This window comes from Streptomyces colwelliae, from assembly GCF_048158785.1.
Taxonomy (GTDB): domain Bacteria; phylum Actinomycetota; class Actinomycetes; order Streptomycetales; family Streptomycetaceae; genus Streptomyces.
This window is the reverse complement of record NZ_JBLTJC010000948.1, coordinates 1-460: the sequence shown is the minus strand read 5'-3', so window position 1 is coordinate 460 and position 460 is coordinate 1. Positions and strand designations below refer to the sequence as shown.

The 460-nt window shown below is 68.9% G+C and carries 1 protein-coding gene; it reads right to left on the bottom strand.

The window, feature by feature from the left end; translation table 11 throughout:
- A partial coding sequence (locus tag ACNFOC_RS55290; RefSeq protein ID WP_416966430.1) for a DUF2125 domain-containing protein occupies positions 1-460 on the bottom strand: 460 nt, incomplete at both ends.

The window sequence follows — 460 nt, the reverse complement described above, 5'->3', positions numbered from 1 at the left end:
GTCCCGGCTCCAGGGCACGATCGCCGCGAAGGCGTTGACCACGCCGGCTTCCGGGCGGCCCCGGTCCCGGTAGGCGATGAAGCTGGAATAGCGGGCGGCAAACAGCTCCACCCGGGCGATCCCGGCCTCGACCGACCAGGCGCGGGCGAGCAGCACGGTGCCGTCGAGGATTTTCAGCGGGAAGCTTCGCGCCTTCCGGCCCTCCAGCGTGCTCTCGGTGCCGATCGAATTGATCCCGGCGGCAAGCCCGGCATTGGCGTTCTGCTTGATGACCTTGCCGAGGCCGGGGACGGCGCGGTCGAGCGCACCGAAGAGGTTGTTGAGATCCTGAGACTTCACGCCGGGCGCGATGCGGTCGAGCGTTGCCTGCGGCACGCCCTCTTCCAGCATCTTCTCGATGCCGAGCGCGGGAATCACGCGCTCGAGGCCCGTCACCGTCATCTGCAACTCGCCGTCGAGC